This window comes from Helicobacter pylori (genome assembly GCF_011140715.1).
Classification (GTDB): Bacteria; Campylobacterota; Campylobacteria; order Campylobacterales; family Helicobacteraceae; genus Helicobacter; species Helicobacter pylori_DA.
The window spans coordinates 1-26,232 of sequence record NZ_SFZZ01000057.1 but is presented as its reverse complement, the minus strand read 5'-3'; the positions used below and the strand labels follow the sequence as shown (position 1 = coordinate 26,232).

Annotated in this window: 22 protein-coding genes; 15 read left to right on the top strand and 7 right to left on the bottom strand. The window is 40.3% G+C overall.

The genetic code is table 11. The annotated features are described in order from the left end of the window. Nucleotides 1–31: 31 nt before the first annotated feature. The 6 genes from fliW to fic all read left to right on the top strand — a co-directional run bounded on the left by fliW (nucleotide 32) and on the right by fic (nucleotide 8,824). The gene (gene fliW, locus EWZ81_RS05530; RefSeq protein ID WP_001955351.1) at nucleotides 32–439 is read left to right on the top strand and encodes a flagellar assembly protein FliW; all 408 of its coding nucleotides are present in this window, start codon (nucleotides 32–34) and stop codon (nucleotides 437–439) included. A gap of 11 nt (nucleotides 440–450) precedes the next feature. Next, a complete protein-coding gene (murG, locus tag EWZ81_RS05525; RefSeq protein ID WP_165549301.1) occupies nucleotides 451–1,512 on the top strand; it encodes an undecaprenyldiphospho-muramoylpentapeptide beta-N-acetylglucosaminyltransferase in 1,062 nt (353 codons plus the stop codon). A 108-nt stretch (nucleotides 1,513–1,620) separates the two neighbouring features. Further along, complete coding sequence (gene hopI / locus EWZ81_RS05520; protein ID WP_165549300.1) at nucleotides 1,621–3,714, top strand: Hop family outer membrane protein HopI; 2,094 nt, start codon at nucleotides 1,621–1,623, stop codon at nucleotides 3,712–3,714. 22 nt (nucleotides 3,715–3,736) lie between these two features. Beyond that, nucleotides 3,737–7,465: a Hop family outer membrane protein HopL gene (hopL, locus tag EWZ81_RS05515; RefSeq protein WP_165549299.1), complete on the top strand. Its 3,729-nt coding sequence runs from the start codon at nucleotides 3,737–3,739 to the stop codon at nucleotides 7,463–7,465. A gap of 12 nt (nucleotides 7,466–7,477) precedes the next feature. Then, the gene (gene proC / locus EWZ81_RS05510) at nucleotides 7,478–8,278 is read left to right on the top strand and encodes a pyrroline-5-carboxylate reductase (RefSeq protein ID WP_165549298.1); all 801 of its coding nucleotides are present in this window, start codon (nucleotides 7,478–7,480) and stop codon (nucleotides 8,276–8,278) included. Between the two features lie 12 nt (nucleotides 8,279–8,290). Then, nucleotides 8,291–8,824, top strand: coding sequence for a protein adenylyltransferase Fic (gene fic / locus EWZ81_RS05505; protein ID WP_165549297.1), 534 nt, complete (start codon nucleotides 8,291–8,293; stop codon nucleotides 8,822–8,824). Nucleotides 8,825–9,068: 244 nt separating this feature from the next. On the opposite strand, the gene ybeY is transcribed toward fic, so the two are convergent. The 3 genes from ybeY to EWZ81_RS05490 all read right to left on the bottom strand — a co-directional run bounded on the left by ybeY (nucleotide 9,069) and on the right by EWZ81_RS05490 (nucleotide 10,712). Next, on the bottom strand, nucleotides 9,069–9,491 hold the full coding sequence (gene ybeY / locus EWZ81_RS05500; RefSeq protein WP_165549296.1) for an rRNA maturation RNase YbeY: 423 nt from the start codon (nucleotides 9,489–9,491) through the stop codon (nucleotides 9,069–9,071). Nucleotides 9,492–9,545: 54 nt separating this feature from the next. Continuing rightward, nucleotides 9,546–10,040: a flavodoxin gene (locus EWZ81_RS05495; RefSeq protein WP_000516035.1), complete on the bottom strand. Its 495-nt coding sequence runs from the start codon at nucleotides 10,038–10,040 to the stop codon at nucleotides 9,546–9,548. Nucleotides 10,041–10,130: 90 nt separating this feature from the next. Further along, complete coding sequence (locus EWZ81_RS05490; RefSeq protein ID WP_165549295.1) at nucleotides 10,131–10,712, bottom strand: DedA family protein; 582 nt, start codon at nucleotides 10,710–10,712, stop codon at nucleotides 10,131–10,133. A gap of 124 nt (nucleotides 10,713–10,836) precedes the next feature. Here EWZ81_RS05490 and ccoS point away from each other — a divergent pair, with 124 nt between their 5' ends. Next, complete coding sequence (ccoS, locus tag EWZ81_RS05485) at nucleotides 10,837–11,028, top strand: cbb3-type cytochrome oxidase assembly protein CcoS (protein ID WP_001090949.1); 192 nt, start codon at nucleotides 10,837–10,839, stop codon at nucleotides 11,026–11,028. Between the two features lie 24 nt (nucleotides 11,029–11,052). After that, complete coding sequence (locus EWZ81_RS05480; protein WP_165549294.1) at nucleotides 11,053–12,027, top strand: NAD(P)-binding domain-containing protein; 975 nt, start codon at nucleotides 11,053–11,055, stop codon at nucleotides 12,025–12,027. Between the two features lie 6 nt (nucleotides 12,028–12,033). On the opposite strand, the gene EWZ81_RS05475 is transcribed toward EWZ81_RS05480, so the two are convergent. After that, a complete protein-coding gene (locus EWZ81_RS05475) occupies nucleotides 12,034–13,194 on the bottom strand; it encodes an HP1165 family MFS efflux transporter (RefSeq protein ID WP_165549293.1) in 1,161 nt (386 codons plus the stop codon). A 63-nt stretch (nucleotides 13,195–13,257) separates the two neighbouring features. Between EWZ81_RS05475 and pgi the strand changes: the two genes are divergently transcribed. Both pgi and hofH read left to right on the top strand, forming a co-directional pair. After that, the gene (gene pgi / locus EWZ81_RS05470; RefSeq protein WP_077654769.1) at nucleotides 13,258–14,895 is read left to right on the top strand and encodes a glucose-6-phosphate isomerase; all 1,638 of its coding nucleotides are present in this window, start codon (nucleotides 13,258–13,260) and stop codon (nucleotides 14,893–14,895) included. A gap of 303 nt (nucleotides 14,896–15,198) precedes the next feature. After that, entirely contained in the window at nucleotides 15,199–16,614 is a 1,416-nt protein-coding gene (gene hofH / locus EWZ81_RS05465) for an outer membrane beta-barrel protein HofH (protein WP_165549292.1), read from the top strand. A 310-nt stretch (nucleotides 16,615–16,924) separates the two neighbouring features. On the opposite strand, the gene EWZ81_RS05460 is transcribed toward hofH, so the two are convergent. Then, a complete protein-coding gene (locus EWZ81_RS05460; protein ID WP_205250244.1) occupies nucleotides 16,925–19,018 on the bottom strand; it encodes a carbon starvation CstA family protein in 2,094 nt (697 codons plus the stop codon). Between the two features lie 179 nt (nucleotides 19,019–19,197). Here EWZ81_RS05460 and EWZ81_RS05455 point away from each other — a divergent pair, with 179 nt between their 5' ends. From EWZ81_RS05455 to EWZ81_RS05435, 5 genes are all read left to right on the top strand, one after another. Continuing rightward, entirely contained in the window at nucleotides 19,198–19,851 is a 654-nt protein-coding gene (locus tag EWZ81_RS05455) for an amino acid ABC transporter permease (RefSeq protein ID WP_114990741.1), read from the top strand. 1 nt (nucleotide 19,852) lies between these two features. After that, entirely contained in the window at nucleotides 19,853–20,524 is a 672-nt protein-coding gene (locus EWZ81_RS05450) for an ABC transporter permease subunit (RefSeq protein WP_165549290.1), read from the top strand. A 1-nt stretch (nucleotide 20,525) separates the two neighbouring features. Then, nucleotides 20,526–21,272 (top strand): amino acid ABC transporter ATP-binding protein, encoded by a 747-nt coding sequence (locus EWZ81_RS05445; protein ID WP_165549289.1) that lies wholly within the window; start codon nucleotides 20,526–20,528, stop codon nucleotides 21,270–21,272. A gap of 48 nt (nucleotides 21,273–21,320) precedes the next feature. Next, nucleotides 21,321–22,154 carry a transporter substrate-binding domain-containing protein gene (locus EWZ81_RS05440; RefSeq protein ID WP_165549288.1) on the top strand — a complete coding sequence of 278 codons (834 nt, stop codon included), beginning with the start codon at nucleotides 21,321–21,323 and terminating at the stop codon, nucleotides 22,152–22,154. Nucleotides 22,155–22,275: 121 nt separating this feature from the next. Further along, complete coding sequence (locus EWZ81_RS05435; RefSeq protein WP_165549287.1) at nucleotides 22,276–22,827, top strand: hypothetical protein; 552 nt, start codon at nucleotides 22,276–22,278, stop codon at nucleotides 22,825–22,827. Nucleotides 22,828–23,036: 209 nt separating this feature from the next. Here the strand turns inward: EWZ81_RS05435 and EWZ81_RS05430 are convergent, their stop codons facing one another. Then, entirely contained in the window at nucleotides 23,037–24,260 is a 1,224-nt protein-coding gene (locus EWZ81_RS05430; protein ID WP_001174189.1) for a sugar MFS transporter, read from the bottom strand. A gap of 128 nt (nucleotides 24,261–24,388) precedes the next feature. Next, nucleotides 24,389–25,696 (bottom strand): NCS2 family permease, encoded by a 1,308-nt coding sequence (locus tag EWZ81_RS05425; RefSeq protein ID WP_165549286.1) that lies wholly within the window; start codon nucleotides 25,694–25,696, stop codon nucleotides 24,389–24,391. Nucleotides 25,697–26,232: the final 536 nt, after the last annotated feature.

Genomic DNA, 26,232 nt, shown 5'->3' with positions numbered 1-26,232 from the left:
ACAAAGCATTTAAATTAAAAAGGATAGTCCAGTGAATTACTTTTTAAAAGCCCCTATTTTAGGATTTGAGCATATCAATGAAGTGCGTTTGGAAAAAATTGATTCCTTATTCAGCCGATTGGTTAGTCAAACGAACTCGCCCATGGCGTTGGATATGGTTTTAGTGAATCCCTATTGTTTGAGAGAATACAGCTTTGTGATACCCAAATACATAGAATTACTGCTAGAATTAGATTCTCATTCCAAAGTTGAGGTGTATTGCGTGGTCGTGTTGCAAAAAAATTTAGAAGATTCTATGGTTAATTTCTTAGCCCCCTTAGTGTTTAATTCCAAAAATGGCTTTGGCGCTCAAGTGGCGCTTTCTATGATGGATTATCCGGATTTTGGCTTTAGGGATTCTTTAAAAAGCTTTGTGGTTAAAGAAAGAGAACGAGCTTAAGGGTTTTTAGCATGAAATTCGCTCTTACAGGGGGAGGCACAGGGGGGCATCTCTCTATCGCTAAAGCCTTAGCCATAGAATTAGAAAAGCAAGGCATAGAGGCTATTTATTTAGGCTCCACTTACGGGCAAGATAGAGAATGGTTTGAAAACAGCCCCCTATTTAGCGAACGCTATTTTTTCAACACGCAAGGCGTGGTCAATAAAAGCTTTTTTAAAAAAATAGGCTCTTTATTCTTGCAAGCTAAAGCCGCTTTTAAGGCTAAAGAAATTTTAAAAAAACACCAGATCACGCACACCATTAGCGTGGGAGGTTTTAGCGCAGGACCGGCGAGTTTTGCAAGCTTACTCAATAAAATACCCCTTTATATCCATGAGCAAAATGCGATTAAAGGCTCTCTTAACCGCTACCTTTCCCCCAAAGCTAAAGCGGTGTTTTCAAGCTATGTTTTTAAAGATAAGGGAAATCATGTTTTAACCTCCTATCCCGTGCAAAACGTTTTTTTTGATTTCGCTAGGACTCGCACTGAAATCAAGCACATTTTATTTTTAGGCGGTTCGCAAGGGGCAAAAGCGATCAATGAATTTGCCCTATTAAACGCTCCCAAACTCACCAAACAAGGGATTAAAATCACGCACATTTGCGGCTCAAACGCTCATGAAAGAATGCGTTTTTTTTACCAGGAATTAGGGCTGTTGGACAAGGTAGAATTGTTCGCTTTCCACAATAACATCATAGAAGTCATGCATAGAGCGGATTTGTGCGTGAGCCGAGCCGGAGCGAGTAGCGTGTGGGAATTGTGCGCCAATGGCTTACCCACGATTTTTATCCCCTACCCTTTTGCGAGCAATAACCACCAGTATTACAATGTCTTAGAATTTGAAAAAGAAAATTTGTGCTACGTTGCACCGCAAAATGAATTACTACCCAAAAAACTCTTTGAAGTCATTAGAAAGCTCAACCAAAAAGACGATCAAGGCAATAAAAACCTCACCACTATCAGCGCTAAATTGCAACAAAAAATCGCTAAAGACGGCGCAAAAACCATTATTGAAAGGATCTTAAGCGCTTAAAATAGCCCATTTTAATCAACAATTAAGCGACCAACCACTAAACTTAAGCGATAAATAAGATAAAATTTAGGATAGCTCAAATCTTTATAAAAAGAAAAGGATAACCCTTTGCAAAACTTTGTTTTTAATAAAAAATGGCTCATCTATTCTAGCCTACTCCCCTTATTTTTTCTTAACCCTTTAGCGGCAGAAGATGATGGGTTTTTTATGGGGGTGAGTTATCAAACTTCTCTAGCCGTTCAAAGGGTGGATAACTCAGGGCTTAACGCCAGTCAAGACGCATCCACCTATATCCGCCAAAACGCTATCGCTCTAGAATCTGCGGCGGTGCCTTTAGCCTATTATTTAGAAGCGATGGGCCAACAAACCAGAGTTTTAATGCAAATGCTCTGCCCTGATCCTTCTAAAAGATGTTTGCTCTATGCGGGGGGCTATCAACAAAACGCCCAAAATGGCGATACAGGCAACAACCCCCCAAGAGGCAATGTCAATGCCACCTTTGATATGCAATCTTTAGTCAATAATTTAAACAAGCTCACCCAACTCATCGGCGAGACTTTAATCCGTAACCCTAAAAACCTTCCTAACGCCAAAGTCTTTAATGTCAAATTCGGCAATCAAAGCACCGTTATTGCATTGCCTGAGGGTCTAGCCAATACCATGAACGCCTTAAACGATGACATTACCAACGCTTTAACCACGCTTTGGTATAACCAAACCTTAACGAATAAATCTTTTAATAGCGGTAATTCCGTGAATTTTAGCCCTGAAGTCTTGCAACACCTTTTACAAGACGGCTTAGCCACAGCCAATGGTAATCAAACCATTTGTAGCACTCAAAACCAATGCACTGCTACTAACGAAGCTAAATCTATCGCTCAAAACGCCCAAAACATCTTCCAGGCTTTAATGCAAGCAGGGATTTTAGGGGGCTTAGCCAATGAAAAGCAATTTGGCTTCACTTACAATAAAGCCCCTAATGGCAGCAATTCCCAACAAGGCTACCAAAGCTTTAGCGGCCCGGGTTATTACACTAAAAACGGCACTAGCACCACACAAGCGCCCTTAAAAGAATTACCCGCTGGAGCGACGGTAGGATCAGGCAATGGCCAATACACCTACCACCCTAGCTCGGCAGTCTATTATTTAGCCGATAGCATCATCGCTAATGGCATCACCGCTTCTATGATTTTTTCAGGCATGCAAAATTTCGCCAATAAAGCCGCTAAACTGACAGGCACTTCAAGCTATAGCCAGATGCAAGATGCGATCAACTATGGGGAAAGCTTGCTTAGTAACACCGTAGCGTATGGGGATTTCATCACCAATTGGGTCGCCCCCTATTTGGATTTAAATAACAAAGGTTTGAATTTCTTGCCTAGCTATGGGGGGCAATTGAATGGATCTAACAATCAAACCCCACAAAATACTTTAACCCCACAACAGGCCCAACAAGAACAAAAAGTCATCATGAACCAACTAGAGCAAGCCACAAACGCCCCCACCCCTGCGCAAATAGACAGGATCTTAGCCAACCCCTATTCCCCCATGGCAAAAACTTTAATGGCTTATGGGCTTTATCGCTCTAAAGCAGTGATTGGTGGGGTGATTGATGAAATGCAAACTAAAGTGAATCAAGTCTATCAAATGGGCTTTGCTAGGAATTTTTTGGAGCATAACTCTAATTCTAACAACATGAACGGCTTTGGCGTGAAAATGGGCTATAAGCAATTCTTTGGCAAAAAGCGCATGTTTGGGCTTAGGTATTATGGTTTTTATGATTTTGGTTACGCTCAATTTGGCACAGGACCTTCTTTAGTGAAAGCCACCCTCTCTAGCTATGGAGCAGGCACAGACTTTCTTTATAATGTTTTTACCCGAAAAAGGGGGACTGAAGCGATAGATATCGGTTTTTTTGCCGGCATCCAACTTGCAGGGCAAACCTGGAAAACGAATTTTTTAGATCAAGTGGATGGCAACCATCTTAAGCCCAAAGACACTTCTTTCCAAGTGCTTTTTGATTTAGGCATAAGGACTAATTTTTCCAAAATTGCCAAGCAAAGAAGATCTCGTTTTTCTCAAGGGATAGAATTTGGCGTTAAAATACCGGTGCTTTATCACACCTATTACCAATCAGAAGGCGTTACAGCGAAGTATAGAAGAGCCTTTAGTTTTTATGTGGGCTACAACATAGGCTTTTGATTAAACAAAATAAGGGAAAAATATGATAAAAAAAGCTAAAAAATTTATACCATTCTTTTTAATTGGCTCTCTCTTAGCTGAAGACAATGGCTGGTATATGTCTGTAGGCTATCAAATCGGCGGCACGCAACAATTCATCAACAACAAGCAACTTTTAGAAAATCAAAATATCATCAACAGCGTAACTCAAAGCGCGATCAATATTGCAGGGCCTACTACCGGCCTTATCACTTTAAGCTCTCAAAGCGTCATTGACGCTTTAGGCTATGGCGTGAGTAACACCGTGGGCAACCAATTAGAGGGCATTTCTAATATCTTAAATCAAATTGGCAAAAGAAAAGACTTTTTTTCTAGCCGTCAAATCTCTAGCATTTCCCAGCAAATCATAGGGCTTAAAGGAAGCTCTGATCCCTTAAAAGCCCACTCTTCACAAATCACAGCCAAACTCCTTTCTAACACCCAAAGCGCGTTTGATGAAGGCATCGCGCTAAGCACTAGCATCATTAGCTCTATCAATAGCCTAAATCCTAGCAACAACACCAAAGAAGTCAAAGCCCAATTACAAAACACCGTGCAATCCATGACAGCATTATTGCAACAAATTGAACACAGCATCACTAAAACCACTAGCACCACTTACGCGCAATCCTTACTCTCCAATCTAACCGATGCGGTGAACGCTTCTAGCAATAATACCGCTTATGTGAGCGCTCTTGTTAACGCTTTAAACACTTTAGGGGTGGGGGTTTTCCCCACCACAACCTCAACGCATGTGGTGCTAAACCCACCGGGACAAGTCGTATTCTATCCAGCTAATTCCATTTTAGGCTCCACTTCTTCAAACAGCAACAACCAACAACAATACAACAACACCCTTTTAATGAACACCTTACAAGGGACATTAAGCGCTAATACTCAAAATAACCCCAATGGTTGCGCTAATCAAGTCCAGTGTTTAGAGCAATTTATCCAAAATTTAGCCCCTTTAGCCGCAACCCCCACTTCAAACAACCAAGCCAACCAGCAAGTCCAAGCCATCGCTCAAAAGCTTCAAAGCGTTGCTATCAACGCTTTAGACAACAATGCGATCAACAACACCACCTATAATTTAAACAACTTGCACAACGCTTTGAATTTCCAAGCCTATGAAAGCACGATAGAACAATACAATAACGCTTTAAAACAAATTTCTTGGATCAGTTTTAGCGAGCCTAAAAACCTGCTCAAAAACACTTCTAATAACTACCAAATCGGCACGGTTACCAACGCTCAAGGGCAAAATATCAGCGCCTATGATTGCATGACTGCTACCGGAAGCCTTTCTAGCGATGCTTCTAGTGGGATTTCATGCTCAGCCACAAGCTCCACAAATGGCTCTACAAATGGCTCTACAAATGGCTCTACAAACAGTTTTGACAATTCTTTAGTCGCTACCTCCAAAATCCAAACCATCAACGGCAAAGAGCAGATCGGCGTGAATTCTTTCAACTTGGTTTCTCAAGTGTGGAGCGTTTATAATTCTTTAAAAACTTCAGAAGAAAATTTGCAAAAAAACGCCAAGATATTATGCGCTAATGGATCATCATCTGGGACAAGCTCATGCGGCAACTCTGGGGGTTTGAGTATCAGCGGGAACGCCCAATTGCAAAACATTTTAAGCTCTACTAATGGGGCTAGTGCTACCGCTCAAGCTAAAAGCAACGCTCCCAAACTGAAAGCGATGGTAATGGTGAATAATGAAGAAGAAGCTAAAACGACTAATCTCAATCAAAGCAGTGGGGCAACCACTCAATCCCCTAACAGCACGGTGATGGGCGCTTTAAACACCGTATTGCAAAATGTCAGCAATTTCCAACAAAGCATTCAAAGCGCTTTTCAAAACCAAGAAAGTAATATCCAAGCTTGGGCGAATGCGATTTATAACACTAATGGGAGTCAGTCGCAAGAGATAACTCCTAACAATAACCAAGATTTACGCATCCAACTAAGAGCGAATTTCTACCAGCTCATCAATACCATTAACCAACAAGTGCCTACAAACATGAACGCTCTAATCGCTCAGAGCCAACAAACCCAACAAACAAGCGGATCAACAAATAACAATCCATGCGCAAATGGAATGAATGGGAGTAATAATACCAACTGGTGCTATCAGCAGTGGTCCGATTCTAAGGCTTATTACAGCGGGTTGCAAAGCGCTTTAGGGTATCAAACACAAGCGACAACTCAAAGTGGCAGTGGTGGGAGCAACATCACCTACAATGTCCAACAAATCACGCTCACTAGCGGTGGGTTGCTCAATCAAATCATCACAAATCTTAAGGGCGTTAATGGTAATGGTGGAAATAATGGGGGAAGCAGTGGAGGCGGAAATGGCACTAGTCAAATCAACACAGCCTACCAGATGCTCACAGACGCCAGTGATGGGAAATTAGGGACTTATAATAGTAGCGGTAATAGTGGCAGTAACAACGGCTATCAAACATGCACCAACGGAAGCAATGGAGGCAGTGGGAGCAATTGTTATGAACCCAACAAACAAAGCACCACAAGCGCCACTACCGCAAACACAGCCACCGCAACCGACAGCAATTTACAAAAAGTCTATAATGACGCCCAAAAAATAGCCAACATTATCGCTAGCTCTGGGAATAACAAAGGCGTTGAAAACGGCTTAAAACAATTCTTTGAAGCGCTAAAAAGTAATAGTAGCAGTCTCAGTAATTTGTGTAATAGTAGTGGCAATAGTAGTGGTACTACTTGCTCCGGTGGGCTTGTCAACCTTTTAGGGGCAATCCCCACGAATGGGGTGAGCGATACGAATAATTTAATCCATTTGCTCACCGAATTTATTAAAACCGCCGGGTTTATCCAAAATAATGATAATAGTGTATCTTCTAGTCTTACAAGCGCTTTTCAAGCGATTACGAGCGCTATTTCTCAAGGGTTTCAAGCCTTGCAAAACGATATTAGCCCTAATGCGATTTTAACCTTGCTCCAAGAAATCACTTCTAACACCACCACCATTCAGTCATTCTCGCAAACCTTACGGCAGCTTTTAGGGGATAAAACATTCTTTATGGTGCAACAAAAACTCATTGATGCGATGATTAACGCTAGAAATCAGGTTCAAAACGCGCAAAATCAAGCCAATAACTACGGCTCTCAACCCATTTTAAGCCAGTATGTGGCCGCTAAAAGCACCCAACACGGCATGAGCAATGGCTTAGGGGTTGGCATAGGCTATAAATACTTCTTTGGTAAAGCGAGAAAATTAGGCCTTAGGCATTATTTTTTCTTTGATTACGGCTTTAGTGAAATCGGCCTAGCCAATCAAAGCGTGAAAGCGAATATCTTTGCTTATGGGGTAGGCACGGATTTTTTATGGAACTTGTTCAGGAGGACTTACAACACTAAAGCGTTGAATTTTGGGCTATTTGCTGGGGTCCAACTGGGCGGCGCGACTTGGCTTAGCTCTTTAAGGCAACAAATCATTGACAACTGGGGGAACGCTAATGACATCCATTCAACGAATTTTCAAGTGGCGCTGAATTTTGGGGTGCGCACCAACTTTGCGGAGTTCAAGCGTTTTGCTAATAAGTTCCACAATCAAGGGGTTATCAGCCAAAAGAGCGTGGAATTTGGAATTAAAGTGCCTCTCATCAATCAAGCGTATTTGAGTAGCGCTGGGGCTGATGTGAGTTATAGGAGGCTTTATACTTTCTATATCAATTACATCATGGGGTTTTAAAAAAGACGTTTCATGGAAACCTTACAATTCATCGGCTATGGGAATATGGCTCAAGCGATTTTAGAAGGCTCTCATGAGATCTTATCCAAGCGTTTTATTTTAGAGATTACTGGGCGAAACCCTGAAAAAATCGCCCCCTTTTTACAAGAAAAAAACATTCAAGCCCAAATCGTGCCTTATAAAGACGCTATTGATATACACCAAAAATTCGTGTTTTTATTGTTTAAGCCTTATAACCTTAAGGATTTTAATTATCAAGGGCAAGCCAAAAGCGTTTTGAGCGCGTTAGCTGGGGTAAATTTTGAAGCTTTAAGTGATGCGATTAATTCTTTACATTACTTAAAATGCATGCCCAACATTGCGAGCAAATTCGCTCTTTCTTCTACGGCGGTGTGTGAAAAATCACCCATGCCCTTAATAAGCCAAAAGGCTTTGAGTATTATTGAGAGTTTTGGGAATTGCGTGCGAGTGGGAAACGAAGAGCAAGTGGATGCCAGTATAGCGACCAATGGGAGCGCGCTCGCTTTTTTAAGCTTGGTAGCGAGCGGTTTGAAAGATGCCGGTATTAGAGAGGGCTTGAACGCTAGAGATTCTTTAGAATTGGTAAAAATGAGTTTTAAAGGCTTTGCCAAACTGTTAGAAAAAGAACGCCCTGAGACGATCATGGAGCAAATTTGCACCCCTAAAGGCGCAACGATTGAAGGCTTGAGCGTTTTAGAAAAAAGGGGGGTTAGGGGAGCGTTCATCAAAGCATGTCATGAGAGCGTGAAAAAAATACGCCCCCTAAAGAATTGTGCCCCTAAAAACCCCTAAAAAATAAGCGCGATGCATTTAGACAGGCAGAGTTTAGAAAAAGCCAAGCATTTGATCCAAAGCGGTCTGATTGACACCATAGAAGTAGGCACAATCAAGGGCTTGCAAGAAATCCATCGGTTTTTGTTTGAAGGGCTGTATGAATTTGCTGGGAAAATCAGGGATAAAAATATTTCTAAAGGGAATTTCAGGTTCGCTAACTGCTTGTATTTGGATTTGATTTTATCCAGAATTGAGAGCATGCCGCAAAGCAATTTCAATCAAATCATAGAAAAATATGTGGAAATGAATATCGCCCACCCTTTTTTGGAGGGTAATGGCAGAGCGACTAGGATATGGCTTGATTTGTTGCTTAAAAAGGAATTGAAAAAAATCGTGCTTTGGGATAGGATTGATAAAGCCGCTTATTTGAGTGCTATGGAAAGGAGTCCTGTGAATGATTTGGAAATCAAAACGCTTTTAAAAAAACATTTGAGTTCTAATATTAACGATCCCTTAACTTTCATTAAAGGCATCACGCAGTCGTATTATTATGAAGGGCTTTGAAAAAATACTAAAATCATTTTTTATAATCCAATACGAAAGAGTTTGACGCTAGTCAAGAGATAGTTTTTTATAATGCGATCTTAGGGGATTAGTGGGATTTAGTTGGGGGTTGTAGGAGGAAATGTTTTATCTCCTATCCCCCCCTTTACTATAAAATAAAATTTAAAATATAAGACAAAATAATTAAAGCCCCATTTTAAAAGAAATTAAAAGCTTTATTTGTCAGCATTAAAGCAATCTAAAACTAATCTTGTGTGCGTTCAATCAAACTCAAAGGCAAGTCAAACGCTTTAATGAGTTCGCCCTCTTTTTGGCGTTGTTCACCCTTATCTTTTTCATGGTCATAGCCCAACAAGTGCAACACCCCATGAATGAATAAAAGAGCGATCTCCTCTTCTAATCTATGCCCTAATTTCAGAGCGTTAGTTTGAGCTAATGGCGCATTAATCACCACGCTCCCTAAAGGGGTGTGAGGGATCGCTTCTAAAGGGAAACTCAAAACATCGGTAGCGTAATCGCAACCCCTTAAATCCCTGTTGATTTCTCGCATGGTTTCATTGCTCACTAAAACAAGCTCAATGATTTGAGTGGGGGCTAAAGCATTTGCGATTTTTTCTAATAATAAAAAGTCTGATTCTAGCGGGGTTTGATTGTCTATTTCTAGCATCAACAAGATATAAAAAGAAGTTTAAAAAAGCCCTAAAATTTAGGGCTTAAAAGATCAAGCGAAAGAACCTTTAACTTGTTCTACCCATTTTGAAATCCTCTCATCAGTGAGATCATCTTGATTGTCTTCATCAATCACAAGACCCACGAATTTACCGCCTTCTACCGCTTTAGAAGCTTCAAAATGATAACCATCAGTGGGAGTTTGCCCTACCACTTTACCGGCTTTAGCTTTTTCATAAATGTGGAAAATGCCTTCTGCGAAAGTTTCGCTGTAAGTGTCTTGATCGCCCAAGCCTACAAGCCCAATGGTTTTATTCGCAAAGTCGCTCGCTTCTAGCGTGCCTAAAAAGTCTTCCCAATCCGTTTGCAAATCGCCCGCACCCGCTGTTGGAGCGACTAGAATAACCTTTGTAAAGCTATTAAATTGATCTTTAGAAGCCTTAGCCACATCAATCACTTCGGCATTACCAATAGCCTTGCTGATTTTTTCAGCGATAGCTTCAGCGTTCCCGCTGTCTGTCCCAAAAAAGATACCAATTTTTCCCATGTTCTCAATCCTTATTTTTAAGATATTAACGCACCCACTTTATGCGAATGCTTGTGTGCGTAGTCTAGCGCATTTAATTAAAAATCTTGCTTAAAAACCCATTTTGCGCGAATATCGTTTCAATAAAAACCATATTAAAAGCGCGATAAGAGCAAAGCTTATCACAAAAAACGAAGTGTAATGAGAAAGCCTTTCATACAGCGTTTTCACCCAATCGCTCGCTTGAAAAGAAACGCTCCCCACGATTAACGCCCACAAAAAACTGGATAAAATATTAAGCCATAAAAACCTTTTTAAAGGGTATTTGCTAAAACCAATTGCCAAAGGCACAACGCTTTTAACCCCATACAAATATTTATTGACAAAAATCATTAAAAAAGCGTAGCGTTTCACCCACAAACTCGCCAAAGCAAGCTTTCTTCGGTGCTTATGAAAGTATTTTAAAAACTCTCTTTTTTGATAGCGGGCAAAGACCACAAGAGCCCCACTCCCTACCATATTCCCTAAAAAAGCGACAAGAATCGTTATTTTTATATCTAAAGCGTGCGTGGTAGCGCTCAAAATAGAAGCGATGACAATCCCCACATACCCACCCCCTAAAGAATATAAAAACAAAATAAGATAACCCCACTCCTTAAAGCCCTCTTGAAAACGCAACAACGCTTCTTGCATAAAAACCCTCTTTTGATTTCGTTTTTATTTTCATGTTATCCAAACTTATCCAACCTGTTGGTGATTTAAACGCTATCTTTTAGTATAATGACAGCATTATCCTAATAACCTAAAAGATATAGAGATGAATACAGAAATTTTAACCATCATGTTAGTTGTCTCAGTGCTTATGGGATTGGTAGGCTTAATAGCGTTTTTATGGGGGGTCAAAAGCGGTCAGTTTGATGACGAAAAACGCATGCTTGAAAGCGTGTTGTATGACAGCGCGAGCGATTTGAACGAAGCGATTTTACAAGAAAAACGCCAAAAGAATTAAAAAATTAAATATAAAAGGATAGAAATGAACCAAGAAATTTTAGATGTGTTGATAGTGGGTGCAGGGCCTGGGGGCATTGCCACGGCCGTAGAATGCGAAATAGCCGGCGTTAAAAAAGTGCTTTTATGCGAAAAAACCGAAAGCCATTCAGGCATGATAGAGAAGTTTTATAAAGCCGGTAAAAGGATTGATAAAGATTATAAAAAGCAAGTCGTAGAGCTTAAGGGGCATATCCCTTTTAAAGACAGCTTTAAAGAAGAGACTTTAGAGAATTTCACTAACTTTTTAAAAGAGCATCACATCACACCAAGCTATAAAACCGATATTGAAAGCGTGAAAAAAGAGGGCGAATACTTTAAAGTTACCACCACTTCTAATACAACCTATCAGGCTAAATTCGTGGTGGTTGCGATCGGGAAAATGGGTCAGCCAAACCGCCCTACTGCTTATAAAATCCCTGTTGCATGCTCTAAACAAGTGGTTTTTAGCATCAATGATTGCAAGGAAAATGAAAAAACCCTTGTGATCGGCGGAGGCAACTCAGCGGTGGAATACGCCATTGCTTTGTGCAAAACCACCCCTACCACCCTCAATTACCGCAAAAAAGAATTCAGCCGCATCAATGAAGACAACGCTAAAAACTTGCAAGAAGTCCTAGATGATAACACGCTTAAAAGCAAACTTGGAGTGGATATTGAAAGCCTAGAAGAAGATGGGGCTCAAATTAAGGTTAACTTCACCGATAACACGAGTGAAAGTTTTGATCGTTTGCTGTATGCGATCGGCGGCTCTACCCCTTTAGAATTTTTTAAACGCTGTTCTTTAGAGTTGGATTCTAGCACCAATATCCCTGTGGTGAAAGAAAATTTAGAGAGCAACAATATCCCTAATTTGTTCATCGTGGGCGATATTTTATTCAAATCAGGAGCGAGCATCGCTACCGCACTAAACCATGGCTATAATGTTGCACAAGAAATCGCTAAAAGGTTGCGCTCTTAAAGCCGATCACTCATCAAACGGCTTAGCCTTATACAAAAAGAAAAAGAGGATTAGAAGCGTTAGGGCAAAGTGCATGGTGATGATAGTTAGGGGCGAAAAGTAACGCAGTTCCAAACTACTGAGCGATAAAACTAATACAGAGACCACGCGTACACAGCTTGATGAAAGCGATGAGAGCGAGGAAATGTTGTTTTTAGAAACGAATTTGGAGAATTGATACCCCAAGCAATAACTCATGTAAGTGAAAAACGCCACCATGAGCGCATACACCCCTATGAAACAATAAGGGATATTGCTAAGCAATAAGAGGCTAACGCCTAGCAATACCAAAAGCGAACTCAAGGCGATTTTTTGGCTATAACTAGAGGCTTTTAAAAAATGAATGAGGATAGAAATCACTTGAAAAGCGATATAAAACACAAAAAGGTATTGCTCTTTAACGCCTTGTTTTAAAAAATACGCTTGCCACATTTGAAAATGGCTCATAAAAAAGATAGGCGTGATCAAATGCCCCACTAACAAAATTTTAAGCTTGGGGTTATCTTTAAGCTCTCTAAGACTGCCTTTAACTTGCTCTTTAAGGAGTTTCAGGCTTTTTTGGCTTTTAAAATCCCCTTCTTTTTCTTTAAAATAAAACACGATCGTTAGCGCGCAGAGCATGATTAAAAAAATCCCCACGACATACAGCATCGCATGGATTTTGAGATACAAAAACGATCCCAAAGAACTCCCTATAATCATGCCTAAATAAGTAATTTGATTGTTTTTGGCTAAAAACTTGGACAAATCCTTTTTGTTTTCCTTAATGTCTGTGATGAGTGAAGCTTCAATCGTGCCGCTAGAGCATGCGCTATACAAACCATACAACCCCCACGCTAAAAGCATGAGGATAAAACTATCAAAAAACAGCACAAACGAAAAACTAGCGATTAAAAAGGCATTAGAGACAAGGAATAGGTTTTTCCGGCTCATCAAATCCGCTAAAACGCCGCTCGGGTATTCAGCCACCAGCACGCAAAAACTGAAAAAGGTTTGCACGAGCAAGATTTCACTCAAACTAAGCCCTTTAGAAAGCAACAAGGGGGTTAAAATCGCATGGGGCAAGCTTTGAGCGATGATTAAGAGAAAATTCGCCCCATAGTAAGCTAAAATGTTTTTTCTTAACATTTGAAAATTATAATTAAAACTAGCTTATAATACAGCGTTATATCTTTTATTTAAGGGGTATTGATGCTGACTCAATTAAAAACCTATCCAAAATTACTCAAACATTATGAAGAAATCAAAGAAGCGCACATGCGCGATTGGTTTTCTAAAGACAAAGAGCGAGCGAGCCGTTATTTCGTGCAATTGGAAAGCTTGAGCTTGGATTATTCCAAAAACCGCCTGAACGATACCACCTTAAAGCTTCTTTTTGAATTAGCGAACGATTGCTCTTTAAAAGAAAAGATTGAAGCGATGTTTAAGGGCGAGAAAATCAACACCACCGAAAAAAGGGCCGTTTTACACACCGCCTTAAGAAGCTTGAATGACGCAGAAATCTTACTAGACAACATGGAAGTGTTAAAAAGTGTTCGGAGCGTTTTAAAACGCATGCGAGCCTTTAGCGATAGCGTGCGTAGCGGTAAAAGACTAGGCTATACCAATCAAGTGATCACTGATATTGTCAATATCGGTATTGGGGGGTCAGATTTAGGCGCGTTAATGGTTTGCACCGCCTTAAAACGCTACGGCCATCCGAGATTAAAAATGCATTTTGTGTCTAATGTGGATGGCACGCAGATTTTAGACGTTTTAGAAAAAATCAACCCGGCCAGCACGCTTTTTATCGTGGCTTCTAAGACTTTTTCCACTCAAGAAACCTTAACCAACGCCCTAACCGCTAGAAAATGGTTTGTAGAAAGGAGCGGCGATGAAAAGCATATCGCTAAGCACTTTGTAGCGGTATCCACCAATAAAGAAGCTGTGCAGCAATTTGGCATTGACGAGCATAACATGTTTGAATTTTGGGATTTTGTAGGGGGGCGTTATAGCTTGTGGTCGGCTATTGGCTTATCCATTATGATCTATTTAGGGAAGAAAAATTTTAACGCTCTTTTGAAAGGAGCGTATTTGATGGATGAGCATTTTAGAAACGCCCCTTTTGAAAGCAATTTGCCTGTTTTAATGGGGCTAATTGGCGTGTGGTATATCAATTTTTTCCAATCCAAAAGCCATTTAATCGCTCCTTATGATCAGTATTTAAGGCATTTCCCTAAATTCATCCAGCAATTGGATATGGAAAGCAATGGCAAACGCATCAGCAAAAAAGGCGAAACCATCCCCTATGACACATGCCCTGTTGTTTGGGGCGATATGGGCATTAACGCTCAGCACGCCTTTTTCCAGCTCTTGCATCAAGGCACGCATTTAATCCCCATTGATTTTATCGCCTCTTTGGATAAAAAACCTAACGCTAAAGGTCACCATGAGATTTTATTCAGCAATGTTTTAGCGCAAGCGCAAGCTTTCATGAAAGGCAAGAGTTATGAAGAAGCGCTTGGGGAATTGCTTTCTAAAGGCTTAGACAAAGATGAAGCCAAAGATTTGGCCCACCACAGGGTGTTTTTTGGCAACCGCCCCTCTAATATCCTTTTATTAGAAAAGATTTCACCAAGCAATATTGGGGCGTTGGTGGCTCTTTATGAGCATAAGGTCTTTGTGCAAGGGGTTATTTGGGATATTAACAGCTTTGATCAATGGGGCGTGGAGCTTGGGAAAGAATTAGCCGTGCCGATTTTACAAGAATTAGAAGGGCATAAAAGCAACGCTTATTTTGACAGCTCCACTAAGCACTTAATAGAATTGTATAAGAACTATAACCAATAGGTTTTTTTGCGGCAAGGTGAAACCTAAAAACAATGAAGCGAAGCTTAACCCCATTCTCAAGCGATCCATTCAAAATAATCCGTTAATCGTAACGGATTTTAGCGCCATATATTAGCTATTTGAGTTTAAAGGGAGTAAATTTTCTACAAATTAATCGTTTTTAGCTTTTAAAAGCTTGACTCTCTCATCATATGCATTATTTTACATATTATAATTACTTCAAAGCTAAGAATAATAAAAACTAAAGAATAGATTTATCTTTAAAAGCATTTGCATTTATTAATCTCATTTTAGGAGGCATGCATGAAAAAGGCAAGTCAGGTTTTATTCTTTGGGGCATTTTTAAGCTCTTCTTTACAAGGTTTTGAAGCTAAGCTCAACGGCTTTGTGGATCAATCCAGCACTATCGGTTTTAACCAGCATAAAATCAATAAAGAAAGAGGCATCTACCCTATGCAGCAATTCGCAACGATTGCGGGCTATTTAGGGCTTGGTTTTAGCCTGTTACCCAAAAAGGTTTCAGACCATGTTCTAAAAGGCAAAATAGGGGGCATGGTAGGATCTATTTTTTATGACGGCACGAAGAAGTTTGAAGACGGATCTGTAGCTTACAACCTCTTTGGTTATTATGATGGGTTCATGGGGGGCTATACGAATATCTTACAGACCGATAGCCTTGAAACACAAAACATGAAACACAACAAAAATGTCCGCAATTATGTCTTTAGCGATGCGTATTTGGAATACGCTTATAAGAATTATTTTGAAATAAAAGCCGGACGCTATCTCTCCACTATGCCTTATAAAAGCGGTCAAACGCAAGGCTTTCAAGTTTCTGGGCAATACAAGCATGCACGCTTGACTTGGTTTAGCTCTTTTGGGAGGGCGTTCGCTTATGGTTCGTTTTTGATGGATTGGTTTGCCGCTAGGACCACTTATAGCGGAGGCTTCACCAAAAACGATAAGGGAGGTTATGATAGCCATGGGCGAAAGGTGCTTTATGGCACGCATGCGGTGCAACTCACCTATAAACCTCATCGTTTCCTCATAGAAGGCTTTTATTACCTTTCGCCTCAAATCTTTAACGCTCCGGGCGTTAAGATTGGTTGGGACTCTAACCCTAATTTTAGTGGCACAGGCTTTCGCTCTGATACAGCTATCATAGGGTTTTTTCCCATTTACTACCCTTGGATGATCGTTAAATCCGATGGAAGTCCGGTCTATAAATACGACACGCCTGCCACTCAAAACGGGCAAAACCTCATTATCCGCCAACGCTTTGACATCAACAATTACAATGTTTCAATCGCTTTTTATAAAGTCTTTCAAAACGCTAATGGTTGGATAGGCAACATGGGGAATCCAAGCGGTGTGATAATGGGGAGTAACAGCGTGTATGCCGGTTTCACAGGCACAGCCCTTAAAAGAGACGCCGCTACCATTTTCCTTTCTTGTGGCGGCACTCATTTTGCTAAAAAATTCACATGGAAATTCGCCACACAATACTCCAATTCAGTGGTTTCTTGGGAAGCGAGAGCGATGATCTCTTTAGCCTATAAATTCACTGAATACTTGAGCGGCAGCGTGGATCTTGCATATTATGGCGTGTATACTAACAAAGGCTTTAAACCGGGTGAAAACGGGCCTGTGCCTAAAGACTTCCCCGCCCTTTATTCTGACAGGAGCGCGTTATACACGGCTCTAGTAGCATCTTTTTGATGCTACCCCTTACGAATATGGTAGCATCTTTTTAACGCTACCCCCTATGAATATGGTAGGCGTCTTTTTGACGCTGTTCCTCTAATCTCTATATATCAAATCTCTTTTCAAGCAAAGCCCTTTTTTAAATCATACCCATTAAGTAAAATACCCATTATCTTCATCATCTTTAAAATTGAGCTTTTAAAAAAGCAAGCGATAGCTTTTTAAAAACTAAAACAGAAATCCCAAGCATCTTTAGTGTTTGCACGCTTCACAAACAAGGTCAAACTTTTTTTATGGATTTAAAGGGGGTTTAAGCCCCCTTTATTCAAGTAGCTTTGATGTAAGGGGTTTCAGCCAGTGGTGGGTAAATTTGATTTTTAAAATAAGCGTTTGAGCAAATCCTAACGCTTACTATTAAAACCAATAGCGCCACGAGCATGAAAAACACGCACAAAATCGCATCAATCGCATGGTTAAAAAGGGATTTTTGGAGCGTTTTTAGCGCTTTTTCATCGGTAGTGAGCGCGATTTTTTCTTTGATGATTTGCATTTGCGCCACATGCGAAACGTTATTCAGCACGCTATCATTACTCTTTGGCACCACCTTTAAAATACCGCTATAAAAAGTGATAAATAAAATCAAAACTGCCGGCAAGGCGCTTACCATCGCCCCCTTAAAACGCCCCATTTTAAACAACACCACCGTAACCAACAACAACGCCATGCCCGCTAACATCTGGTTACTCACGCCAAATAAAGGCCATAGCGTATAAATCCCCCCTTTAGGATCGATCGTGCCTTGATACAAGAAATACCCCCACCCTGCCACGCACAAAAGAGTGGCAAAAATCCCAGCCTTATAAGAGCTAAGATCACCCAAAGGCTTATAAACATTACCGAGCAAATCTTGGATCATAAAGCGAGCGGTTCGCGTGCCAGCATCCACAGCGGTTAAAATGAACAAAGCTTCAAACAAAATCGCAAAATGATACCAAAACGCCATCACGCTTGGATCCCCTAAAATGTGATACACAATCATCGCTAAACCGATCGCAAAAGTGGGTGCCCCACCGGTGCGGCTCAAAATGGAGCTTTCGCCGATGTTTTTGGTCATCTCACGGATTTCTTCAGCGCTGATACTAAACCCCCATGAGCTAATCACTGAAGCCGCATCAGCTATATCTTTACCGATGCTCACTTCTGGGGAATTGATAGCAAAATAAAGCCCTGGGTGTAAAATCCCTGCGCACACCAACGCCATAAGAGCCACGACGCTCTCCATCACCATAGAGCCATAGCCCACTAGCCTGGCGTCGCTTTCTTTAGCGAGCATTTTAGGGGTCGTGCCTGAAGAAATTAAAGCATGGAATCCGCTAATCGTCCCGCAAGCCACCGTGATAAACAAGAAAGGGAACACGCTTCCTGCAAACACAGGCCCACTGCCATCTACAAAGGGCGTGATTTTAGGGATTTGTAAGGGCGGAGCGACAAAAACAATGGCCACAACCAACACCCCTATAACGCCAATTTTTAAAAAAGTGCTTAAATAATCTCGTGGAGCGAGTAAAAACCATACCGGCAAAATAGAAGCCACAAAACCATAACCCATGATCATCCACGCTAAAGAGCCGGCCTCAAAAGTAAAAATTGACGCTAGTTTGGGATCTAAAGAAACGTATTTACCCGCATAAATCGCTATAATCAACAAAATAAAGCCAATAACAGAAACCTCTAAAATCTTATGCGGCCTGAAAAACCGCATGTAAAGCCCCATAAGAATCGCAATGGGAATGGTCATTGCGATCGTAAAAAAGCCCCAAGGCGAATGCGCTAAAGCCTTCACCACCACCATCGCTAAAATCGCAATGATAATGAGCATGATCCCTAAAATGCCAAGACTTGCGATCATGCCTACAAATTGACCCATTTCAAGCTTGATCATTTCGCCTAAAGACTTGCCATCGCGCCTAATGGAAGCAAAAAGCACCACAAAATCATGCACGCAACCCCCTAAAACTGAGCCTATCAAAATCCATAAGATAGAGGGCAAGTAACCCATTTGAGCGGCTAGTATCGGGCCTACTAAAGGGCCAGCCCCAGCAATAGCGGCGAAATGATGCCCAAAAGTGATCGCTTTATCGGTTGGCACAAAATCTTTGCCGTCATTCCTTATGCATGCGGGCGTGGCTCTGTTATCGTCTAGCTTTAACACCCTATAAGCGATAAAATGGCTATAAAAACGATAGCCTATGCTATAAATGCAAGCGCTCGCTACTACAAGCCATAGCGTGTTAATGCTCTCGCCCTTGTGTAAGGCTAACACCCCTAAACAGATCGCCCCTAAAATAGCTACAAAAACCCAAGCCAAAGAAACTAAACTTTTTTGCATGTCCTCTCCATTTAATGATTGTTTAATCATTGTTGTTAATTTCAGCCAGTTTTTTTATTATAATCCAAATTTTCTTTGAATAGTGGCAAAATAGCTCATAAACTTCCCGCTTAAAGGCTTGGGTTTTCCAAACTTCTAACAATTAGGGCAAATAAGAGCTGTTTTTAAACATGATGCTTTAAAGTGTCATTAATTTAAGGTATAGCGTTATGGCATTAGATTGGGATTTTATGTTTCACTCCATCCCTGCGTTTTTTAAGGGGTTAGAACTCACGCTTTATATTTCTTTCTTTGGGATTTTGCTCTCTCTTTTGGTGGGGTTTTTGTGCGCGATCATTTTGTATTTTAAAACGCGCTTTATCTCTCCTATCGTCTATATCTATGGCGAAATCGCTAGGAACACGCCCCTACTCATCCAGCTTTTCTTTTTGTATTACGGGTTGAATGAAATCGGTTTGAGCGCTTTAGAATGCGCAATTTTAGCGTTAGGGTTTTTGGGTGGGGGGTATATGAGTCAGAGTTTTTTGCTTGGGTTTAAGAGCCTAGCTTCCATTCAAAGAGAAAGCGCTTTGAGTTTAGGGTTTAGCCCTTTGAAGATGATGTATTATATTATTCTGCCTCAAAGTTTAAGCGTTTCTATGCCTTCTATAGGGGCGAATGTGATTTTTTTACTCAAAGAAACTTCGGTGGTGGGCGCGATAGCCCTAACCGATATCATGTTTGTGGCGAAAGATTTCATTGGCATTTATTACAAAACGACTGAAAGCCTTTTGATGTTAAGCCTCACTTATTTGATCGCTTTACTCCCTTTAAGCGTTTTGTTTGTGATCTTAGAGCGTTCCTTTAAAAAGAAAGTGGCTTAAAATGGGAGTTTTATTAGAGTTAGACAACCTTAAGCGTTTGTTAGAAGGGTTTGAGATCACTCTTTTGATCGCTCTTAGCTCTGCGATTGTTTCAATCATTGTTGGAATACTTTTAGGGAGTTTGATGGCGTTTGGCTCTAAAATAATGGTTTTAGTGTGTCGTGTGTATTTAGAAAGCATTCGCATTATCCCGCTTTTAGCATGGCTTTTTATCGTGTATTTTGGGTTAGCGAGCTGGTTTGATTTGCATATTAGCGCGGTTTTGGCAAGCATCATTGTTTTTAGCTTGTGGGGGGGCGCTGAAATGATGGATTTGACTAGAGGGGTTTTAACTTCCGTGAGCAAACACCAAGTAGAAAGCGCTCTAGCTTTAGGCTTAGATTCAAAAAAGGTGATTTTTAATATTATTTTCCCTCAAAGCTTTTTGTCTTTATTACCCTCAAGCCTTAATTTATTCACGCGCATGATTAAAACCACAGCCTTAGTCTCTCTCATTGGAGCGATTGATTTGTTAAAAGTGGGCCAGCAAATCATAGAGCTTAATCTCTTACGCATGCCCAATGCGAGCTTTGTGGTTTATGGCGTTATCTTAATGTTTTATTTTAGTTTATGCTATAGTTTGAGCCTGTATAGTTCCTATTTAGAAAAAAAATTCCAACACATTAGAGGGTAAAATGAGCACGATTTTAGAAACCAAAGGGTTAAAAAAAACCTATCAAAACCATTTGGTTTTAGACGGCATCAATTTCACTTTAAATAAGGGTGAAGTGGCAGTGATTTTAGGGCCTAGCGGGTGCGGGAAAAGCACTTTTTTAAAATGTTTGAACGGGCTTGAAAAGATTGATGGAGGTGAAATTCTTTTTGAAAACACTAACCTTAATACGCCAGCCACTAACTGGAATCAAATGCGCCAAAAAATAGGCATGGTGTTTCAAAATTATGAATTGTTCCCGCATTTAAATGTGCTGGATAATATCTTACTCGCCCCCTTAAAAGTGCAAAAACGATCCAAAGATGAGGTCATTTCTCAAGCCATAGAACTTTTAAAGCGAGTGGGTTTGGAGCATAAACAACAAGCTTACCCTAAAGAATTGAGCGGCGGGCAAAAACAGCGAGTAGCCATCGTGCGTTCTTTATGCATGCGGCCAAAAATCATGCTTTTTGATGAAGTAACCGCCTCTTTAGATCCTGAAATGGTCAAAGAAGTTTTAGAAGTGATTTTAGAACTAGCCACAACGGGCATGAGCATGGTGATTGTAACGCATGAAATGAAATTCGCGCAAAAAATCGCTAGCAAAATCGTGTTTTTTGATAGCGGTAAAATCGCTGAAGAAAGCAGCGCTAAAGAGTTTTTTAACCACCCGAAATCTCAAAGAGCGCAAAAATTTTTAGAAACTTTTCATTTTTTAGGGAGCTGTTAAATAAAGTTTGCTAAAAAGATAGTTTTAATTTTAAAAAAAGGTGTTTTTATGAAAACAAACGGGCTTTTTAAGGTATGGGGGCTATTTTTAGTTTTAATCGCTTTAGTCTTTAGTGCATGCTCTGATAGCCATAAAGAAAAAAAGGACGCTTTAGAAGTCATTAAACAAAGAGGGGTTTTAAAAGTGGGGGTTTTTAGCGATAAGCCTCCTTTTGGATCTGTGGATTCTAAAGGGAAATATCAAGGCTATGATGTAGTCATCGCTAAACGCATGGCCCTTGATTTATTGGGCGATGAAAATAAGATTGAGTTTATCCCTGTAGAAGCTTCAGCTAGGGTGGAATTTTTAAAAGCCAATAAAGTGGATATTATCATGGCTAATTTCACACGCACTAAAGAAAGAGAAAAAGTCGTGGATTTCGCTAAGCCGTATATGAAAGTCGCTTTGGGGGTGGTTTCTAAAGATGGGGTCATTAAAAATATAGAAGAGTTGAAAGATAAAGAGTTGATTGTGAATAAAGGCACGACAGCGGATTTTTATTTCACTAAAAATTACCCCAATATCAAACTTTTGAAATTTGAGCAAAACACAGAGACTTTTTTAGCCCTTTTAAATAATAAGGCTACCGCTCTAGCCCATGACAACACTTTATTGCTCGCTTGGATAAAACAACACCCTGAGTTTAAACTAGGCATTACAAGCCTTGGCGATAAGGATGTGATCGCTCCAGCGATTAAAAAAGGCAACCCCAAGCTTTTAGAATGGTTGAACAACGAAATTGATTCCCTCATTTCTAGCGACTTTTTAAAAGAAGCTTACAAGGAAACTTTAGAGCCTGTTTATGGCGATGGAATCAAACCGGAAGAAATTATTTTTGAATGATTTTTTTAGGCTTTGATTTCTTGACAGGATACGTTTTTGTTGCTAAATTAGCAATTTTGTGATCTTTTTGTTTTTCATTTTGAGATACATTTGCTTAACTTTACATTGAAAGGATTTGTTGATGAGTTATTTTTATAAGCGTTGTTTGAAATTTTCATTAATGGGGTTGCTAGGGCTTTTGAGCGTTCAGCTTAATGCCAGGAGTTTTGTTGATGGGGATTTAGACATTCAAAAATTCAGCTATGAAGATTCTTTGCTTAAAAAGGAAGATCCTAATGGCGTGCATAAGGTTCAGGTGCGAGATTATAAGGGCAAAATGCAAGAAGCTGAGATCCACTCAGAAATACGCATTGCGCTTAAACCGGGGGTTAAAAAAGAAGTTAAAAAAGGCAAAATTTATAGCGCTCAAATCAATGATGGCATGTGCTATGCTTTTAGAATGCTCCAAACCGGCGATAATACCACAGGCCTTGATCCTAAAGAGTTCCCCAAGCAAAGTCGTGAAAAAAAGGGCCGAGTGATCACCTTAATCGGTAAAGATGAAGTGCCTTATCTTATTTTAGAAACCGATTGCCAAGTGGGTGATATTGCAAAGATCTCTTTGGTGGGTAATTTTGATGGCACTGGGTTTCTTACGGAATATAAATTCAAAGATGCTAAACCCATTTACTAATCTTCTTTTTTAAAAATCTCTTAATCTCTTGTGGTTAGGGGATTTTTCTTATCATTAGTGGTATTTATGATCGCATCTTAAAAATTTTAAAATTTGCATGCCTTTTGGTTCCAAACGCCCATCAATAAAGCCTTATTTAATTTAGCATTTTTTGGATTTTACAAACAAGCTAAAAGAAAGAAAATAAAAGAGAAACCCCCCCCTTTTTTTTAGGAGTTTTCTTCTTGCTTATACCCTTTAAGCGCAAAGAAGAGGATATAAAAATAGCATAATAACGGCACACCATAAGCGTAGAGCAAATTTGATTCGGTTGCTGTTAGCATGTCTGTAACCGCACCTTGAATGGGGGGGATTAACGCTCCTCCCACAATCGCCATGCTAATCACCCCAGAAGCCTTAGAAGTGAGATGCCCTAAATTGAGCGTAGCCAAAGAAAAGATGGTAGGGAACATGATAGAGTTGAAAAAGCCCACAAAAGTCAGAGCGAATAAAGCGATCTTGCCTCCAATGATAATGGCTAAAGCGATAAGCACGATAGAACTTAAGGCGTTGAAAGCCAGGTATTTATTAGGGGCAATTTTATTCATCAACACACTGCCTAAGAAACGACCCACCATCGCGCCTCCCCAATAATACACCAAGTAATGCGCGCTTGATTGAGGGTCTAAATTCAAAAGCTTTTCAAAGCTTAGCACCAAGAATGAGCCAATCGCCACTTCTCCCCCCACATAAAAAAAGATCCCCAAAGCCCCAAAAACAAAGTGTTTGTGCGAAAACAGGCTTTTTTGCGTCGTTTCTTTGGGCATTTCTTTTTCCACATCAGGCAATTTCAAAAGATACATGATGAGCGCTAAAAGAAGTGAAAACACCGCCAAGCCCAAATAAGGCATTTGAACGCTTTTAGCGTCCGCTAATTTATCTATCAAACTTGCATTATCGCCCATTTTAGTCGTGCTAAAAATCAACAAGCTCCCAAAAATAGGCCCTAAAGTCGTGCCAAGCGAATTGAACGCCTGGACTAAAACCAGGTTTCTGGCTTCTTTACCTTTAGAAAGCAAGGTTACAAAGGGATTACCAGCGGTTTGTAAGCACACAATCCCGCTCGCTAAAATAAACAACGCTCCTAAAAAAAACCCATAGGATCCAAAATGCGCCGCCGGATAAAACAATGCACACCCCGTCGCTGTGATCACAAAACCAAGCACCACGCCAAAAGGATAGCCGATTTTACTGATCACATTCCCAAAGACTCCCCCCATGATAAAATACGCCCCAAAAAAGCAAAATTGAATGAGCGAAGCTTCAAAATAGGTCAAGTCAAAAATGGGCTTTAAATGCGGGATTAAAATGTCGTTTAAAACCGTGATAAAACCCATTAGAAAGAATAGCGCTGTCAAACTCCCCAGCGCCAAAGTGTTAGAAGTTTTTTGCATACCTTCTCCTTTTTTATTGAGTTGATATAATAATAATGATATTACAATTATTTTAAGATAATAATCTGTCTAAATAAAGAAAAAGAGGCATGAAATGAGTAAAAAATGCAAAGCCCCTTAAAAAGAGCTTAACGAAAGATAAATACAGAGACAGAAATGATGCAGAGAATGACGATGCCTGAATTGAGCGCTTTGAAGTCTTTTTGAACCAATTTGATGATACTATAAGACAAAAAGCCAAAGGCTAATCCATCGGCAATGGAGAAGGTTAAGGGCATCATCACCACGGTTAAAAAAGTGGAAACGCTAATGGCCATGTCTTTAAAATTCACCCCCTCTAACACGCTAAACATCAAAACCCCTACTACCACCAGCACCGGATAAATCGCATTGCTAGGAATAGCTTTTAAAAGAGGCAAGCAAAAGAGCGTTAAAATAAAAAATAATCCGGTAAAAACCGCTGTCAGCCCTGTGCGGCCCCCCTCTTCAACCCCACTCGCGCTCTCTATAAAAGCGGTCGTGGTAGAAACGCCCACCACCGCGCTCCCTAAAGAAGCTACCGCATCCGCTTCCAAAGTCTTTTCTAATTCCTTATTTTTTTCTTCATCATTGAAAAAATCAGTCTTGTGGCCAATCCCTGCAAGCGTGCCTAAAGAATCAAACAAATCGGTTACAAAAAAAGTGATAATAACTGGCACTAACGCTAAAGTGAAAGCCCCACTCGCATCAAAAAAAATGCCCTTAAAGTCTAATTGAAAGGCGATAGGGCTAATGCTAGCGGGCATGGAAAAAAATTCGCTAGGGTAAGGGGCTAGCTTTAAAACCCAGGCGAGAATGGAAGTGATTAAGACTGCTATAATGAAAGAACCCCTGATTTTGAGCGTGTAGAGCGCGAAAGTTACAATGATCCCAAAAACCCCCAATAACACATGCGGATCGCCAAAATCGCCTAAGGTTACAAGCGTAGCCTTATGGGTAACGACGATATGCATTTCTTTAAGGCCAATAAATGCGATAAAAGCCCCTATCCCCGCACTCACCGCACGCCTTAAATCGCTAGGAATGCTTCGCATGACCCAACTTCTAAATTTAGTGAAAGACAAAATCACAAAAATCGCTCCCGAGAGCGCTACGATGCCTAAAGCGCTCTGCCAAGGGAGTTTTAGCCCCTGAACCAACCCGAAGCTAAAATAAGCTGACAGCCCTAAGCCCACGCTCATGGCGATGGGGGTGTTTGCCCACAATCCGTTAAACACGCTCGATAAGATAGTGATAATGGCCGTTGCACTCAAAAGGGCTTCATAAGGCATGTTGGCGTGAGAAAGGATAAGAGCGTTTAAGGGCACGATGTAAATCATGGTGATAAAGGTCGTTAAACCCGCTCTAAACTCGGTGGCAATGTTCGTGTTGTGTTCTTTAAGCTTGAAAAACCCCATGTTAGATAACTCCTTACTATTTGGTATAGATTAATTTAATAAGGGGCTTTGGGGTTATGCTAGCGCTATTTTATTTTAAATTGCCTTAAGATGCTTGATTGTGTTGTTTCAATCAAAAGAAGTGAGTAAAAAACCCTTTTTTTTAAAAACTCCGCTAAAAAACGATCGTTTTAATAAAAACCGCAAAAAAGCTCATCTTGTAAGGTAATTTTACTCTTTAATGGTTTTTGAGGGAGCGTTTTTTTAAATTTGAAAAGATTGTTGCAAAACAAACGCCCCATAAGAGCGATTATGGGGATAAATTCTAAAAAGGAGTTTGCCATGGAAAACTAAAAACGAAAAATAAAAATTGCGAAAACATTATACCTTAAAATTTCTTTTTTTAGGTTTAATAACTATTTTTTTGAAAATTTTTAGCTTTAGAGGTTTTTTAGAAGTTTAACCCCCCCCTTTTTTTAAAAAAGAGAGCTTTTAATAAGCAAACACATAATTGAGATACACGCTATAAAGCCTTCGGTATTCTAGCTTAGTGCCTA